The 16,238-nt window shown below is 65.7% G+C and carries 10 protein-coding genes; 6 read left to right on the top strand and 4 right to left on the bottom strand.

The window, feature by feature from the left end; translation table 11 throughout:
• Window positions 1–212: 212 nt before the first annotated feature.
• The 4 genes from OV287_RS24675 (at window position 213) to OV287_RS24660 (ending at window position 4,774) form a co-directional block, all read left to right on the top strand.
• Window positions 213–884, top strand: coding sequence for a sigma-70 family RNA polymerase sigma factor (locus tag OV287_RS24675; RefSeq protein ID WP_267536490.1), 672 nt, complete (start codon window positions 213–215; stop codon window positions 882–884).
• Window positions 885–963: 79 nt separating this feature from the next.
• Entirely contained in the window at window positions 964–1,791 is an 828-nt protein-coding gene (locus OV287_RS24670; protein ID WP_267536489.1) for an anti-sigma factor family protein, read from the top strand.
• Between the two features lie 189 nt (window positions 1,792–1,980).
• Window positions 1,981–3,687 carry a response regulator gene (locus OV287_RS24665; RefSeq protein WP_267536488.1) on the top strand — a complete coding sequence of 569 codons (1,707 nt, stop codon included), beginning with the start codon at window positions 1,981–1,983 and terminating at the stop codon, window positions 3,685–3,687.
• A 274-nt stretch (window positions 3,688–3,961) separates the two neighbouring features.
• The gene (locus tag OV287_RS24660) at window positions 3,962–4,774 is read left to right on the top strand and encodes a hypothetical protein (RefSeq protein WP_267536487.1); all 813 of its coding nucleotides are present in this window, start codon (window positions 3,962–3,964) and stop codon (window positions 4,772–4,774) included.
• A 63-nt stretch (window positions 4,775–4,837) separates the two neighbouring features.
• On the opposite strand, the gene OV287_RS24655 is transcribed toward OV287_RS24660, so the two are convergent.
• Together OV287_RS24655 and OV287_RS24650 are read right to left on the bottom strand one after the other, a co-directional pair.
• Window positions 4,838–8,143 (bottom strand): CHAT domain-containing tetratricopeptide repeat protein, encoded by a 3,306-nt coding sequence (locus tag OV287_RS24655; RefSeq protein ID WP_267536486.1) that lies wholly within the window; start codon window positions 8,141–8,143, stop codon window positions 4,838–4,840.
• A gap of 121 nt (window positions 8,144–8,264) precedes the next feature.
• On the bottom strand, window positions 8,265–9,179 hold the full coding sequence (locus tag OV287_RS24650) for a sigma-70 family RNA polymerase sigma factor (protein ID WP_267536485.1): 915 nt from the start codon (window positions 9,177–9,179) through the stop codon (window positions 8,265–8,267).
• A gap of 324 nt (window positions 9,180–9,503) precedes the next feature.
• Here OV287_RS24650 and OV287_RS24645 point away from each other — a divergent pair, with 324 nt between their 5' ends.
• Window positions 9,504–13,253: a bifunctional serine/threonine-protein kinase/formylglycine-generating enzyme family protein gene (locus OV287_RS24645; RefSeq protein ID WP_267536484.1), complete on the top strand. Its 3,750-nt coding sequence runs from the start codon at window positions 9,504–9,506 to the stop codon at window positions 13,251–13,253.
• Window positions 13,254–13,295: 42 nt separating this feature from the next.
• The gene (locus tag OV287_RS24640) at window positions 13,296–14,288 is read left to right on the top strand and encodes an ADYC domain-containing protein (protein WP_267536483.1); all 993 of its coding nucleotides are present in this window, start codon (window positions 13,296–13,298) and stop codon (window positions 14,286–14,288) included.
• Window positions 14,289–14,296: 8 nt separating this feature from the next.
• On the opposite strand, the gene OV287_RS24635 is transcribed toward OV287_RS24640, so the two are convergent.
• A complete protein-coding gene (locus OV287_RS24635; RefSeq protein WP_267536482.1) occupies window positions 14,297–15,466 on the bottom strand; it encodes a hypothetical protein in 1,170 nt (389 codons plus the stop codon).
• Window positions 15,463–16,233 (bottom strand): type III pantothenate kinase, encoded by a 771-nt coding sequence (locus tag OV287_RS24630; RefSeq protein WP_267536481.1) that lies wholly within the window; start codon window positions 16,231–16,233, stop codon window positions 15,463–15,465. Before OV287_RS24630 ends, OV287_RS24635 begins: the two co-directional genes overlap by 4 nt.
• Window positions 16,234–16,238: the final 5 nt, after the last annotated feature.

The following is a 16,238-nucleotide window of genomic DNA, read 5'->3' as shown; positions in this document are numbered from 1 at the left end:
ACCCGGTAGTCAACAGTGCGACACCCCGGCGGAGGGGTTGCTCCCGAAATCAGGGAATAATTATCTCCGTCGGTTGTCTCCCGCCCGCTGGGGCAGCCGTGCAAACGGCGCCAGCGGGCTTTGTGTTGTTGCCCAGTCTGTTCCCGTGCATACATTGCCGGGTAGGTAACGACTCAATTGCCTGTAATTTCGGGCCTCTGGAAGGCGGGAGCATGCTGGACTTCAGGCAGAACAACCGGACGAAGCAGGAATTCGAGGAACTGGCCCTGGCCCACCTCGACCCGCTATACTCCGCGGCCCTGAGGCTGACGAAGAATGAGCGGGACGCCGAGGACCTGGTGCAGGACACCTGCATGAGGGCCTACCGCTTTTTCGACAAGTTCGAGCGCGGCACCAACATCAAGGCCTGGCTCTTCAAGATCCTCACCAACACCTTCATCAACCGCTACCGGCGGAAGGTGAAGGAACGCAGTGTGGTGGAAGGTGTGGAGCGCGAGGCGGTGCACGAGCGCTTCGTGAGCCGGGACGCGACGGACTTCGCGGCCAACCCCGAGCAGTACTTCTTTGATCGTCTGCTGTCGGACGACGTGTTGCGCGCCATCGACGCGCTGCCCATCGACTTCCGGCTGGTAGTCATCCTCGCGGACCTGCAGGAGTTCTCCTACAAGGAGATCGCCGAGATTCTCGAGTGCCCCGTGGGCACGGTGATGAGCCGGCTGTTCCGAGGGCGCAAGCTGCTGCAGAAGACGCTGCGCGAGTATGCGCAGGGCTCTGGCGTGCTGCGTCAAGAAACTGGCGGCGAGGAGGCGAACGCAGCAGGGGCCGCGGCCGCAGGCTCGCCAGCGAATCTCGAAGAATACCGCCGCAGGAAGAAGGTGGGGTAGATCGAGGTTGATGGCCGCGGAAATATTTCTTCACGATATTTCCGCACGGGACCTCTACCATCTCCCGCCCTGAGCGCTCATGACCTGCCAGGAACTCGATTCCATCCTCTACCCGTACCTCGATGGTGAGTTTCAGCCCGAGGAGCGGCTGGAAGTTGAAGCGCATCTCACCGGCTGTGCCGAGTGCGCGCAGCGGGTGAACATGGAAGTCCGGATGCAGCAGTCGCTGCGCCGGGCCGCGCGTCAGGCGGTGGAGACCACCCGGGCCCCGGACGCCCTGCGAGCCCGCATCCAGCTGGGCATCCGCCAGGAACAGCGCCGGGACACACAGGCGTGGTGGCTGCGCGCGAGCGCGGCAGCGGTGGTGCTGGTGGTGGCCGGCGGCACGTGGATGGCGCTGCGGCCCGAGCAGCGTCAGCGCTTCGTGGACGACGCCGCGCGACGGCACGCCCGCCAGTTGCCGGTGGAGGTTGCTGGCGGCTCGCACGAGCACGTGGAGGCCTGGTTCGACGGGAAGTTGGACCATCGCGTCTCCGTGCCCCGGTTGCGTGACGTGCAGCTCTCCGGCGCGCGCATCTCCAACGTGACGGATCGCCCCGCCGCGTACATCAGCTACGAGCGCAACGCGGACAAGCAAGGCGCGCCCGCCAAGCGCATCGGACTGTTCGTCTTCGACGACGCCAAGCGCGAGGTGGAGGCCCCGCCCCTGCCCTCCGTGCAGGTGGGCTCCAGCCACGGATACAACGTGGCCGTGTGGCGTGACGGAGAGATCGTCTACGAGTTGGTGAGCGATCTCGACGAATCGGACATCCGCCGAATGGTCGCCGAGCAGGGGGCGATGAAGAGCAGGCCGTCGCGTCCGGTGACGCCGGACGTCGTCGCTCGCCCCGTGGCGCTACAGCCCTGAATCGTGCGCGGGCTCGCGAGCACAGGCTGCTCGCCTGCCCCACGAGCTGGACTGCCTGGAAATCCGACTGGACCGAAGATTGACGGTCCTGGAAGGCACCGATAGCCTCCCCGAGCGACTTTTCCAGCGCCGCCGTTCCCCGTCATCGACGCGGAACGCGCCCGCCCTTCCTGGTCCGGCAGCCCTTCCATGTCCAAGAACATCCTGATCGTCGAAAGTGACACCACCCTCTCCGCGAACCTGCGGCAGGCCTTGGAGGCCCGCGGCTTCGCGGTGCAGGAGACCACCGACGGCAAGGGCAGCGTGGAGCAGATCCGCCGCGACCGGCCGGAGCTGGTGGTGCTCGCGGTGGACCTGTCGGCTGGACAGAACGGCTACCTCATCTGCGGCAAGCTGAAGAAGGACGACGATCTCAAGACGATCCCCATCGTCATCATCGGCAACCCGGACGGCTTCGCGCAGCACCGCAAGCTGAAGGCACACGCGGATGACTACGTGGCCAAGCCGGTGAATGCCGACGAGCTGGTGGATCGCGTAGGCGCGCTGATCGGCTTCCCCGAGCTGCCCGCCGGTGAGGTCGTCGACGACGGCCTGAGCCTGGGCGGTCTGGACGGACTGGGCGACGAGCCGGTGCAGGGCGAGGAGCTGGCCATCGAAGGCGAGCCGCTGGAGAGCCACGGCGACGAGCTGGCGCTGCTGGACAACCCCTTCGGCGACAGCGTGGATGATCCGCCCGTGACGGGCAGCATCGAGGAGCCGGTGGAGGCCCCGCCGGAGCTGAGCTCGCCGGAGGACGACTTCTCCGGGCTCGACAGCCTGAGCAGCGGCGAGGACGACAACGCGCTCGACTCGCTGGGCATGGACAGTGACAAGACGGTGGTGGGCTTCATGCCTCCGGAGCCCCCGCCAGCCCCGAAGCCCACCCCCACCCCGGTGGCGCGCCTCACTCCGGCTTCGGTGGCCACGGCCAGGCCGGCTCCAACGCCCGTGACGTCCACGCCAGCTCCCCGCGCGACGCCGGCGGCCACGACCCGGCCCGCTGCGACGAGCACGCCTGCGGCCCCGGCCATGTCCGCGGCGGACGCGGCCGAGCTGCGCAACCTGCGCACGCGCGTGGCCGAGCTGGAAGGCGCCCTGGAGGATGCGCGAAGCCAGGCCAGCACCGCGGAGACGCGGGTCCAGGAGCTCGAGTCCGAGCTGGAAACCAAGAGCACGGAGCTGGAGACGGCGAAGGCGTCGGTCGGCAAGAACGACTCGGCCACCCTGGCGCTGCGTGAGGCCTCCAACCGGAAGGATCGGGAGATCCTCCGGCTCAAGACCGAGCTGAACCAGAAGGAGCAGGAGATCGTCGAGCAGCAGGATCGCTTGCTGGCGCTGGAGCAGCAGGCCAGCGGGGCCACGGACGAGATCGCCCGGCGGGACGCGGAGCTGAAGACGCTGAAGACGAAGGCGGACCAGCTGATGGCGGAGCGGCGACGGGCGGAGCAGCAGCTCACGGCGGCGAAGGAGGAGGCGCGTGGCGCCACGGCCCGCGCATCGGCGCTGCAGGCCGAGGTGGATCAGTTCCAGGCGCAGGCGGGCGAGGTGGAGGAGCTACGGGCGCGCGCGGACCAGCTGGACGCGGAGCTGGCGGCGGCGAGGAGCGAGGGGGACAGCTGGCGGGAGGAGATGGAGGCGGTGAAGGCGCAGGCGGGCCAGGAAGCGGACGAGCTGAGCAAGCGCATCACCGAGCTGGAGGAGCAGGCAGCACGCAACGAGGATCGGGTGGCGCGGCTCTACACGCGCATCAAGTCCGACGAGAAGCTGCGCGAGAAGACGAAGAAGGCGCTGGCCATTGCCACGCAGCTCCTGGAGGAGCAGCCGGCGGGCGCGGACGACGAGGAAGCCGTCGCCTGAGTCCCTTCCTCTGATTCACCCTCCCCTCTCCCCTCGGGAGAGGGACGGGGTGAGGGTATCGAGGGCCCCGGGTTGAACCCGAGCGGGCCCTCCCCTCGCCCCCAGAAACAAAGACAGACATTCTGTGCTGAATGCCCGCCGGGAGAGCAGTCAGCCATGAAATGCATGGGAAAACTCCCTGCATAGTTCTTCCGCAGCTCGTCTCTTCTTTCTGAGCGGGTGCACCGGGGCGATTGAGCTCCTGCACTCGAGCAATCCCAAGGAGAGTACTGTTTTGAAGCTGCGTCACTTCGCCGTTGTGTTGCCGTTGACCGCCACCATCCTGGGGGGCTGCGGCCCGGAGGACATGCAGGACGAGCAGAGCGGGAGCGCCGGGCAGCCGATGCCCACCCAGGGGATGAGCCCCAATGAGACCGAGCCCACCCTGGGCACCGCGACGCAGGAGTTGGCCAGCCTCGGTGCGCACACCTGGAGCGCGCCCGCGGATGCGACCCCCATGGGCGCGACGGCGGACCGGTTCTGCTTCCTGAACCGCATCCGGGGGAACTTCGTGAGCGCGGGCAGCTACATGGACATCTTCGCCTCGGGAGGAAGCTGGTACCTCCGGGGCGGCGGTGACACGAGAGGCACGGCCCGGTGCGCGACTCGGACCAGCGCCACCGGCCTCTCCAGTGAGTACGTCTGGAAGGCGGGCCAGAGACTGCCCACGAACATGGGCACGACCACGGGCCGGGTGTGCTTCCTGGTGCGCGTCTCCGGAAGCTTCGACAGTGGGGCGGACTGGGTCCGCGTCTATGCGAGCGGAGGCTCGTGGTTCCTGTTCGGTGACTCGGCGAAGGGCGACGGAGGCGCTCAGGCTCGGTGTGTCAACGTGAGCAGCTTCAGCGGCGAGTACTCCTGGAGCTCGAGCCAGAGCTACGACACGCACATGGGCGTCACCTCGGGCCGGGTCTGCGCGCTGACGTACATGGCGGGCCGCTTCGACAGCGTGAATGACTACATCGACATCTACGCCTCCTCGGGTTCCTGGTACCTGGGCGGGAATGCCTCGGCCCCCGCTGTCTCCGCCAAGGCCCGCTGCTTCTGATTTCTCCAAGCCAGCCGGGGACGGCTATCGAGCCATCTCGATAGCCGTCCTCCTGGTGCGGACTCAAGGAGTTGAACGCACCCCGGTTGTCGGGAGCAGGCCCTGAAGGGGCTTATCCTGGCCAATGGCAATGAACGGCGCCCAGTAGTAGGGATGCGGTTTCCTCTTGCGCAACTCCCTCATGGCCGAGCGCAGGGCCTCACCACGGCCCTGCCCGGCCAGCAAGTTGCGGTAATAACTGTCCATGAGCTGGTGTGTCGCCTCGTCTCTGACCTTCCACAAGCTCGTCACCAGTGTCTGCGCCCCAGCCACCATCAGCGCACGGCGCAGGCCGTAGACCCCCTGACCGAGCTTGACGTGACCGCGGCCGGTATCACAGGCCGACAGCACCACCAGTTGCGTCCCCCACAGGTCCAAACCAGCCAGTTCCAGCGCCGTCACCCATGACTCCTCTCGACGGGAGGCATCTGACCGTGCCGACGAAGCACGAGCACCCGCGAGCACCAGGCCCGAGCGCAACAGTGGCTCGTCGGAGAGACTGATCGGCGGGATCTCCCCCGCGGCGCAGCAGTGCCCTACCGCACGCGTGCCCACCTGGGCCTTGGCATCCTCCAGGAAGAAGCCATGGGTGGCGATGTGCAATACCCCCGGCGTCGCCAGCGTCAGCAACGCCTCCTTGGTTGCGTCGCGGCCCATCAATGTCCGGGCTTGCGGCAGCAAGCGCTGGATGGCCTCGGCCTCCTTGCGCGTACCGGGTAACGGCAGCAACGGCTGATCGCGGGACTCCGGGCGAAGAGTGAAGAAGAAACGCTCGAGGGATGCGGAACGCTCAGTCGGCAAGCGCGCCCCCCCCGCTACCAGATGACTCGTACCAAGAGCGGAGTCGAAGTCGGGGTCGGCCATGACAACGACCGATTGTGCCGGGGAAATATTCGCGGAACGCGTCAGCAGATCCTTGCCCGAAGTGACGTACGTGATGTCGAAGCGGTCGACCAGGAACTGACGACCATCGTGGAGAGCGGCGAAGGGAACCAAGGCCAACTGACTGTCAGGCGAAATGAAGAGCCGCCGCGCCTTGCCCAGCAAAGGAATCAGAGGCTGGAATGCACGCACGTAGAATGCTCGAGCCTTGGATTGATAGGACACATCCCTATCAGCGAGCGCTGCATGCAGACGCAGGGAGGCCTGGTCAATAGGCGCGGCGGGACCGAGATCCAAGGCGTGCGTACGACCATCCGCGAAAAGCAGAAGCGCGAGGTAACGCAGTTGGCCTGGACGCCGCGAGGTGGGAAAACCCGGAGTGGAGACGAGAGCTCTGTCCTCATAGGCAATGAACTCGACGAGTGCCCCATCATCAGGCAGGGCCGCGGCCACACTGCCGATGAGCTCCTTGAGAGAGGGGCGCGCGAAGAGTGTACGCAGAGGCCCCGAACGCCTGGCGAGGTCTGCTTCGAGCGCATCACCCTGATCAGTGAGTTCCTTGAGGCGCTGCTGGTGGTCGGCGGACAACGAAGTGCCGGCACTCGCGAGCGACAGCCTCGCGAGTTGGGTGCGCAAAGCTCGCAGGCGTTCGAAGGCTTCACGATCAGCCTGACCAAGACCGCGGTAGATGATTCGAGACGTTTCAGCAATTTCTTCAGCCGATCGGCCCTTGCGGAGCAGCACGGTGGAGAGCGCGAGCTGCCGGACGCGGTCATTGCCTGGGTGCGCGCGGGCAAGAGCATAGAGACGTTCTTCATCCGTGCGAAGAAGGCGCAGAACGCTTGCCAGACGTGCCTCGGAGAAGCCGTACACTTCCTGGCGGAGGTGATCCTCATGGATGGTGAAAGCACGCTCGAAGAGCGGCAGGGCCGCGGACAGGTGCCCCCGCTCGAGCTGGAGCCGGGCGAGGGCCTGGAGCGAGTGGGCGACGTCAGGATGCCCCTTTCCAAGAACGGCCTCCCTGATCGAAAGCGCACGCTCGTGCAGTAACTCGGCTCGCGCGTAATCGCCCTGAGCGCTGTAGAGAGTCGCGAATTCGTAAAGCAAAGAAGCCACGTCAGGATTGTTACTGCCCAGGGCCTTCTCCCAAATCGCGAGTGCGCGCGCATACAACGGTTCCGCACCTGCATAATCTCCCCGCTCTCTGTAGATAGTCGCGAGGTTCTGGAGCGAGTTGGCGACGTCGGGATGATTACCACCGAGAGCCGCTTCCCTGATCTCGATCGCTCGCAGAAAGCGCGGCTCGGCCAGCCCGTAGTGCCCCTCCTCCATGTCGAGATCGCCGAGGTTGTGGAGCACGCTGGCGACCAGAGGATGATTCTCACCGAAGTTTGCTTCATGAATCGCGAGTACGCGCTCGTACAACGGCCTGGCTCGCTCATACTGCCCCTGCCTCGCGCTAACATCGGCGAAATTCTTGAGTGATTCGGCGACATCAGGATGGTTCTTGCCGAAGATCGCTTCGCGAATCGCGAGCGCACGCTGGTAGAGTTGCTCTGCTCGCGCGTAGCGTCCTTGCAATTCATAAAGGATAGCGAGATTACAGAGAGAATCCGCAACCTGGGAATGCTTCTCCCCAAGTGCCGTTTCGCGAATCGCGAGCGCACGCAAGAGGTCAGACTCTGCCTTCTGATAATGACCCTGGTCTATGTGGAGGGTGCCCAGGTTATGGAGCGATCCAGCCACTTCTGCATGATTCTCGCCGAGCGCTTTTCGACGAATCTTGAGCGCACGCAGGAAGAGTGACTCGGCTCGATCATAGTTCCCCCGCGCATAATAGAAGCCAGCGAGATTATTGAGCGATGAAGCAACGTCGAGATGCTCCTCGCCGAATGCTGTTTCGAAAATCCCAAGCGCACGCACGTAGAGCGGCTCTGCGCGCGCGTAGAGCCCTTGCAGGTTGTAGAGTTGGGCAAGGTTTTGCAGCGCCGCGGCAACATGGGGATGATTGCCGCCAAGAGCTGCCTCCCATATCTCCAGCGCTCGCTGAAGGAGAGGCACAGCCCGTCTGTAGTCCCCCTGGTGCTTGTATAGGAGGGCGAGGCTGTTGAGTGATGCCGCCGCATCAGGATGATCCCTGCCAAGAGCGGCTTCGCGGATGGCGAGCGCACGCTGATGAAGCTGCTCGGCGCGCACGTAATCTTGCAGCTCCATATGAAGAACACCGAGCAGACTGAGGCATCTGGCCACCTCCGGATGCGCGTTCCCAAGAGCAGCCTCTCTCAGCTCCAATGCTCGCTCAGCGGGTGGAACAGCATCCGCGAACCGCCCCTCCGCCCTGCTCCGCATTGCCTCGTCAAATGCCTTCTGGGCCTCCACCAGTCGTGCATCAACCGGCACCTTCTCCACCGTTGCACAGGCCGCACAACCCAGGATGAGGAGCACCACCGTGGCGAGAGCTCGAAATGAAACCTGACATGGACGAGTCACACAGGGATCTTTGACCATAGGGGGTAGATTCGGACCAGACGGGCGTTGCCCCTGTATCCGGGCGAAGCGAAGAGGTTCTTCATTCCTCTTCTCTGAAAATCTGGCTGATGCTCAGGTCGAACTGGCTCTCGATGGCGTTCCAGAGGCTCATGAACTCTTTCGAAAACAGGCCGAACCGCTCTTGGAGGCGCCGTTTCGTCCCTTCACGGATCGCCTGCCGTGCATGCTTGAGCCAGCGCGAGACCGTCGATTGGTTCACGTAGAACATCGCGCCCATCTGGGTCGTGGAAAGCCGCTCGATGAAATGGAGCCGGAGTTGGTATCGCCGCACACTCGACAGCTCGGCAAAGGCCTCGTGCATGGCCCGGCGGAACTCGCGGCGATACCGGCGCCTGATGAGCTCGAGTTCTGTGTCAGCTCCAGGCTCGGGCATGGCCACGATAGCCGCGGTGAGGTTCTCTTCAGGGACTGTCTCCCGAATCTGCCCGCCCAGTCTGAGGGCGATGCGCACGGCCATGACCCGAATCCAGCTCAGCAGCGAACCCCGGCCCGTGTAATCGGCGAGTTTTGGCCCCGACCCATTCGAGCCCACCAGCAGATGAATGCGGACCAATTGGCAGACGTCGTCGATCAGCATGGGGGACCGCTTGAGGAACCCGAGTAACGCGGGCAGCTTCGCCATGTAGTGGCTCTCCAACGCCGCGATGGCCCCGGGCATGCCATGCACGCAGGCACATGCGAGATAGAGATCACCCTGCGATAGCTGATTGAGCACCAGCGCGAGCGGCATCCCCCTGCAACCGGAGTCCAACCGCTGGGCCAGATAGCGCACGAAGACTTCCGCGGACAGCGCGACTTGCGGCCACGGATCACGCCCCGCCTCCCAGGCGCAACGAAGCTGGGACTCGAAATCGTCGGCATCCGCCGGCACACCAACAGGCACCGACATGTGCTCGAGAAAAATCCTCATGAGACTGGGCTTCTTCTCCTCCATCCTCCCCCCTTCCTTCCAACCTAAGCACCCGTATTTCCACCTCACCGCAATCTTGCTGAACTGAACTCAGAGAATGTCTTGTTTTCACGATCCGTGACCCGGCCCGGTTCCGCCCCTGCTGGAGAATCGACACACTCCCCGCGTCTTCCCGGAGCGTTCATGCCAGAACAGACCGAGATTATTGATTCTCAATGTCTGACAAACGATCTCCTCGCCGAGCTGGTCGACGGACGGCTGGCTCGAAACGAATTGTCACGCGCCCACGACCACGCCGCGGAATGCGCGGAGTGTCGTGACCTGCTCGTCACCCTCGTACTCGGAGGCATGAAGCCGGAAACCAGTCACGCAACCGACGCCTCCACCGAGCCCCCCTCCTCCACTGACTGGCTACCGCCCACCGAGTTCGATGAGTTCCGGCTGGAGCGTCCACTCGGCCGCGGCGCCATGGGGATCGTCTATCTGGCGCACGATCTCACCCTGGACCGGCGCGTGGCGGTGAAATTCATCGCCGCGTCCCAACCTCACGCCCAGCTTCGCGAGCACGTCCAACTCGAAGCGCGTGCCATTGCGCGCCTGCAGCATCCCAACGTCGTCACAGTGTTCCGAGTGGGCGAAGCCAAAGGCCATCCCTACATCGTCTCCGAGTACCTCGACGGTCAGAGCCTGAATGAGCTGGTCCTGCCGCTGCCCTGGCGGCGAGCGCTTGACCTGGGTATTGGCCTGACTCGCGGGCTTGCGGCGGCCCATCGCCAGGGAGTGCTGCACCGCGATATCAAACCTGCCAACATTCTTCTCACCCACGAGGGCGAGGTGAAGTTGCTCGACTTCGGTCTGGCCGAGCTCGTCGAGGCGGGTACTCCCACTGGACCGGGCGGTGTGCGTTCCCCCGCCGGGACGCCGCGCTATATGGCGCCCGAGCTCTTCCGTGGAGCACCCGCGACGCCACGGAGTGATCTCTACTCGCTGGGCCTGGTGCTCTACGAACTCTGCACGGGCACCCTTCCCTCCCGGCATCAAGACAACCCGCACAGCGACACTCCCCCGCTCACCGCACTCGTGCCGGGAATCGACCTCGACTTCGCCTCGATCATCGAGCGTTGTCTTCACACCGATCCAAAGGAACGCTTTGCCTCGGCTGAGGCGCTCCGCGAAGCACTCGAGCGGCTCCGCGATCCGGAAGTGCTCGCCACGGACAATCCCTATCGGGGTCTCGCCCCCTTCGAGGCAGAACACCGCACGCTCTTCTTCGGACGCGACTCAGACATCCGCGCTGTGCTCGAACGCCTGCGCCGACAGCCCTGTGTCCTCGTCGCCGGTGACTCGGGTGTTGGCAAGTCTTCGCTTTGCCGCGCCGGCATTCTGCCTCGCATCGCCCAGGGCGCGCTCGATGAGTACCGCGACTTCTCCACCCTCACGCTGGAGCCTGGCCGCCGTCCACTCGCGGCCCTCGCCGCTGCTCTCGCCCCCGTGCTCCAGCAATCCGAGGCCGAGCTCGCGACCCGGCTCACCGACGCACCGGGCGAGCTGGGGCCGGCGCTGCGTGCTGTCCACCAGGAGGGGCGTGGACTGCTCCTCTTCGTCGACCAGCTCGAGGAACTCCTCACCCTCAGCGAGCCCACGCAGGCGGCGCGTTTCGCCAGTATCCTCGGTGAGCTCGCCTTACCGGCGGCGGGCGTACGCGTCCTACTCGCGGTGCGCGGCGACTTCCTCGCGCGTCTCCGTTCGCTCCCCGGCCTGGGCGACGAAATCGAGCGAGCTCTCTACCTGCTTCGGCCTCTCACTGCCCACGGTGTGCGCGAGGCCATCATTGGCCCCGCACGCAGCCGTGGCGTGGGCTTCGAGTCCGAGGCGCTCCTCCAGACGCTCGTCGAGGCCACAGTGCAGAGTGCGGGAAGCCTGCCGCTGCTCCAGTTCACACTGGCCGAGCTATGGGAGCGTCGAGATCCGGCCCAGGGCTGCATCACCCAGGCCGCGCTCGACACGATGGGAGGAGTCGCGGGTGCGCTGTCCCGGCACGCCGATGAAGTGCTCGCGCGGCTCTCCCCTACCGCACGGCAGGCCACACGTCGCCTGCTCGGCCTCCTCATCACGGCGGAGGGGACCCGTGGCGAACGAAGCGAGGAGGAGCTCACCGCGGCTCCAGACGAGGCACGCACCGCCTTGCGAGCACTCGTGGAAGGACGCCTCCTTCATGCGCGAACCACAGGCGGTCGGACGAGCTACGAGATTGCCCACGAAGCCCTCCTCACGAGCTGGGGCACGCTGCGCCAGTGGCTCGACGAGGACGCTGGCCAGCGCGTGCTCCGGCAACGCATCGAGACCGCGGGTGCCGAGTGGGAGCGCCTGGGGCGCGCCACGGACCTGCTCTGGCGGAAGCGTCAGCTCAACGAGGCCCGGACGCTCGAGCCCACCACCCTGGGAGCACACGAGCAGGAGTTCCTCCGCGCGTCCCGGCATGCCGTACGCCGCCAGCAACTGCGCCGCTGGAGCGCGGCGATCCTCCTTCTGCTCATGATGGGAGCCCTCTACGGCGGGCCCCGGCTGCAAGCACACCTGGAGACGCAGCGCTTCATCAGCGCCCGGATGGCCACGGCACGGAACACGCATGAGCAAGGACGAAAGCATGGCCAGAACGCCAGCAGGAGCCGTGACAGAGCGCTGGCCCTGTTCAATGCCACCGTCGTCCAACTCCCTAGAACCACGCAGCCGCCGCCGGACATCCGCTCTCGCGCGGAAAAGGAATGGGCCCGGGCGCTCGACAAGCTCAGGCAGGCCGATGCCGCCTTCACCCAGGCGGAGCAGGCACTCGAGGACGCTCTCGAACGAGCCCATGAGCATGAAGACGCACGCCAACTCCTCATCGGCCTGACCTACGAGCGGCTCGTGCTTGCCGAGCGCTTTCACCTGGCGGACGAGAAGGCCCGACTCGAGAAGCACTTCAGGCGATTGGCGGCCAAGAACACTGCATGGCTGCAACGGCTCGAAGCCCCGGCCGGACTCGACGTCGAGACCTTGCCCCCCGGTGCAAATGTTGAGCTCACACGCTATGTGGACGAAGGGGGTCGATTGCGCAGTGAAAGCGTGCCCGGCCAGCGCTCATCTGCCCAGACGCCCATGACCTGGAAGGGCCTGCCAGCGGGCTCCTATCAATTGCGATTCACACGCAAGGGTCATGCACCGGTCGAGCTGCCCCTGTTGCTCGAGCGAGGGGCAATCGAGAAGGTCCAGCTCAAACTTCCCTCCGCGATACCCGAGGGGTACGTCTACATTCCGCCTGGCTGCACCCTCGCGGGCAGCGCCGATCCCGAAGTAATGCGGAAGTTCGAGCTCAGCGCCCCGCTGCACCAGCGCTGCCTCGAGCAGGGTTATCTCATCGGGCAGACCGAGGTGACGCTGCGCGATTGGCTGACCTACCTCGACACCCTGCCCGCCGATGCGCTGCAAAGGCGTTACCTCGCGAAACCACAGGAAGGCATGGGCAGCGCGCTCACGCTGCGGAAAACGCCTGGTGGCACCTGGCATTTCTCCTTTCGTCTGGAGGACGGAAGGGTTCTCACGGCGCGAGATGGCGACCCCATTCGCTATCCCGGCCGGAGCCATCACCAGGAACAAGACTGGCGCCGACTTCCCCTGACGGGTATTTCCGCCGAGGAGCTCGAAGACTACCTGGGTTGGCTCGACCGCTCCGGGAGACTGCCGGGCGCACGCCTGTGCAATGAGTTGGAGTGGACGCGCGCCGCCCGCGGCGCGGACGACCGTCAGCACCCGCATGGCAATCAATTGCGGAAGGACGATGCCAATATCGATGAGACTTACGGGCGGACTGCAATGGGCCCTGATGAGGTGGACGCCCACTCCGCCTCGGCCAGTCCCTTTGGTCTCCTTGGAATGGCAGGCAACGCATTCGAGATGACCCGGTCCATGACTCCAGACATCCAGGACATCGTCCTGCTCGGGGGAGCCTGGTACTACGGTGAAGTCGGCACGCTGATCGCCAATCGACAGGCCAGCACGCTGGAGGCCCGTGACGTCAGGGTCGGCGTGCGCGTGTGCGCCTCCGTTCCCTCCAGGTGATTGCCAATAGATGACGTGGATCCCACTAAAGAGAGGTCACGAATGAAGAGATTGCTCGTTTTTGTCTGTTTTCTGATTGGCGTTCCCGCGTTTGCCGCCACACCCCAGCAGAAGCAGCGGGCGCGACCCTGCCAGGACCAGGAGGCCCAGCGCAGTGTGTGGCCCCAGGGCACGCTGCTATGGGGCACCGGGCGCACAGCCGTCGAGAAGGAGATGAGCAGTGTGCTGGTCTCGGTGGACCTCGACAAGGTGCGGCTGCGTGGCGGCACCCGGCTGAAGGAGCTGCGCATCGAGGAGGGGCGTCTGGTGGCGCCTTCGCGCGCGCGCAACAAGCTGGTGGGCTCGGTGTTCCAGGGGACCGCCAGCGATGGCCAGCGCGTCGAGGTGGCCCTGTGCGCCGCCGAGCCCTCCGCCCGGAATCCGTCGATGGTCTGGTACCGCATCGAGCTCTGGAACAAACAGAGCGCCGCGTGGGAGAACCCGTGCGTCGCCACCAGCCGGGTACCCTCGCCGCGCGCGCTCGTAGTGCAGGGGGTCTGGGACGAGACAGGCGCTCGCCAGGAGGCGCCGGGAAGGTTCACCTTCGCGTGTGAGAACGGCGCCATCGCCAAGTGCATCAGTTGGGGCTACGCGCCCTGGGCGAAGAAGGACGGACACTCACTGGCGGAGCTACACCAGGCCTGCACGCGCATGGCCCGGGCCGACTACTGCGGCGATGGGCGCAGCCACACCCGCCAGGACAATCCCATCGATATGTACGATGACCTCGCGGTACTCACGCAGACGACGGAGCCCTCACGGGGCTGGCAGCCCGAACGGGCCTCATTCGAGGCAGCCTGGACTCCCGAGGGCGCCTGGTGCCTGGCACGCACGCGGGAGGGGCAGGCGTTGGAGACGATCCTGGCGCAGTGCCCCGGCCGTTTCGAGCCGGGAGCGAACGACCTCGGCGACGGGGACCGCTGCACGGTGCGCCGCAAGGAAGGACTCGCCAGGCGGGCGCTGCTGCGCAATCGCTCGTACGGCAAGGACGAGTGAACGGAGCCCTACTTGCCGTCGTCCTTCTTGGGCTCGTTCTTCTTCTCGACCATCTTCTTGGCCACACCCTGGAGGCCGGACGGGACGTTCTTGTCCCGGCTGAGATCCTTGAGGTCGTTCTCGCGCAGGGTGCTGAGGAACTTCATGCCCACGGCGAGCGGCAGCTTGGGGTTCTTCAACAGCGCCATCTTGATCTTGTAGTTCTTCGTGAACTCACGGCTGTTGTAGATGATGCGCAGCACCTCCTCGTTGACGGCCTTGTTGGTGGCGCAGTTGAGGACCTCGCCGTCGGTGATGCGGGGGCTGCGGATGACGGCGGTGCAGACAAGCTTGTTGGTATCGCGGATGAGGAAGCTGCGCGCTTCCTTGTTGCCCAGCGTCGCCAGCTTGATCTTCTGGGCGATGCTCATCTTCATGATGCGCTGGGTGAGGCTGAGCTTCTTGGCCTCGGGAATGGCGGCGGTGGGATCTTCCCCCTCCTTGCCCTCCTCCGGGCCCGTGGCGGCGACCTTGGGCGCGGCGTCCTCGAGCTCCTTGAGGATCTCCTCGGCGGTGGGGCCAGGCTCGGGGGGAGCAGCGGAGGGCCCGAGGATGCGGACACGGGCGGCCTGCATCTGGGGCACATCCGCCACGGCCATGCCGCTGCGCACCGCGAAGTCGCACACGTTGTCGATCAGCGCCGGGCTGGCGTTGGGGTTGGTGCACAGGCCGCGGATGATGTCCTCGTGGCGCAGGACGCGCAGCTGGTTCTGCCCGATGATCTCGGCGATCTTCGCGCTGCAGCCGCGCGCCACCTGGGCCACGGCCTCATCGGGCGTGGAGGGGTTGAGGACGAGCATCTCCGCGAGAGCGTCCTTGGCGGACAGCAGCGTGAGGAACCAGCCCAGCACCGGGGCGGCGACCCCCTCGTCGCGCAGGCCCGCGGAGAAGCGATCCGGGAGGGCGGCAGCCGACTTCGCGGCGGTCTCGCGCACGCCTGCGTCCGAATCGAACGTGAGCATGAAGAGGGCGCCGAGCATGTCCGCGGGCGCCAGGGGCACGATGGCCTTGGCGGCCATCATCCGCAGGGGCACGGGCGCGGCCGGGTCCACATGCTTGCGCATGTTGGGCGGGAGGAACTCGGCGGTGATGGGACAACCCTCGGGGGCCGGAGGGATCTGCTGGGGAGCGGTGCTCATGAGGCGTGGTTCCTTCCGTAGATGATGCGGAGACCCTCGAGCGTGAGGAACTCGTCGACTTCGTGAATGTGCGTGGACTCGCTGGCCACCAGGGGCGCCAGGCCCCCCGTGGCAACCACCCGCGTCTCGAAGCCGAGCTCCGATTGGATGCGGGCACAGATGCCATCCACCATGCCCACGTAGCCGTAGAAGAGGCCGGACTGGATGGAGTGCACGGTGTTGCGGCCCACCACGTGCGGGGGCCGGGCGAGCTCGACGCGCGGCAGCTTCGAGGCGTTCTGGAAGAGCGCCTCCATGGAGATGTTGATGCCGGGGCAGATGGCTCCGCCGAGGTACTCGCCCCGCGGCGTCACCGCGTCGAGCGTGGTGGCGGTGCCAAAGTCCACGACGACGAGGCCCTGGTGGTGCTTGTCGTAGGCCGCCACCGCGTTGACGATGCGATCGGCGCCCACCTCGCGCGGGTTGTCGTAGAGGATGGGCATGCCCGTCTTCACGCCGGGCCCGACGAACATGGGGCGCGTCTTGAAGTAGCGCTCGCTCATCCGCTCCAGGTTGAACTGCAGCGGCGGCACCACGCTGGACACGGCCACCGCGCGCACCTTGTCCGGATCGATTCCGCTCGACTGGAAGAGCTGGCGCAACAAGATGCCGTACTCGTCCGAGGTACGGCGGGCGCTCGTCTCCAGACGCCAGTGGTCCAGGAGGCGCTTGCCTTCGTACACCCCGAGCACCGTGTTGGTGTTGCCGACGTCGATGGCGAGAAGCATGGCTC

Origin of the sequence: Archangium lansingense, from assembly GCF_026626635.1 — a bacterium.
Classification (GTDB): Bacteria; Myxococcota; Myxococcia; order Myxococcales; family Myxococcaceae; genus Archangium; species Archangium lansingense.
This window is presented reverse-complemented; position numbering and strand designations above follow the sequence as displayed.

Bases quoted from the DNA above. Each gene is read 5' to 3' on its own strand.
- OV287_RS24675 (WP_267536490.1), top strand. From the start codon at position 213: ATGCTGGACTTCAGGCAGAACAACCGGACGAAGCAGGAATTCGAGGAA.
- OV287_RS24670 (WP_267536489.1), top strand. From the start codon at position 964: ATGACCTGCCAGGAACTCGATTCCATCCTCTACCCGTACCTCGATGGT.
- OV287_RS24665 (WP_267536488.1), top strand. From the start codon at position 1,981: ATGTCCAAGAACATCCTGATCGTCGAAAGTGACACCACCCTCTCCGCG.
- OV287_RS24650 (WP_267536485.1), bottom strand. From the start codon at position 9,179: ATGGAGGAGAAGAAGCCCAGTCTCATGAGGATTTTTCTCGAGCACATG.
- OV287_RS24645 (WP_267536484.1), top strand. From the start codon at position 9,504: ATGAAGCCGGAAACCAGTCACGCAACCGACGCCTCCACCGAGCCCCCC.
- OV287_RS24640 (WP_267536483.1), top strand. From the start codon at position 13,296: ATGAAGAGATTGCTCGTTTTTGTCTGTTTTCTGATTGGCGTTCCCGCG.
- OV287_RS24635 (WP_267536482.1), bottom strand. From the start codon at position 15,466: ATGAGCACCGCTCCCCAGCAGATCCCTCCGGCCCCCGAGGGTTGTCCC.
- OV287_RS24630 (WP_267536481.1), bottom strand. From the start codon at position 16,233: ATGCTTCTCGCCATCGACGTCGGCAACACCAACACGGTGCTCGGGGTG.